Here is a 204-nt window from a genome sequence, read left to right as displayed (position 1 = left end):
GTGGTGGCGCCGTAGGGGTCGGTGACAGACGTGAGCTGCCAGGTCTCCCCGGCCAGGGCAAAGGCGAAGTCGGTGCGGTTGCCGTGCCGGTCCGCAAACGCCACAGGGTTGCCGGCGGTGTCGAAGTACTGCACCGACCCGTCGGTGCGGTCCGCCAGCCGCCACTCGTAGCCGCGCTCCTCCACTCCGTCGCGGGCGGGCAGG

General features: G+C 72.1%; 1 protein-coding gene. It reads right to left on the bottom strand.

Features of this window, described 5'->3' with window-relative positions; translation table 11 throughout:
• On the bottom strand, positions 1 to 204 hold a 204-nt coding region (locus IF89_RS40530), incomplete at both ends, for a hypothetical protein (RefSeq protein WP_043195277.1).

It is taken from the genome of Streptomyces sp. NRRL F-2664, assembly GCF_000719345.1.
In the GTDB taxonomy this organism is placed as follows: domain Bacteria; phylum Actinomycetota; class Actinomycetes; order Streptomycetales; family Streptomycetaceae; genus Streptomyces.
The sequence above is the reverse complement of the archived record's forward strand: the minus strand, read 5'-3'. Positions and strand labels throughout refer to the sequence as shown.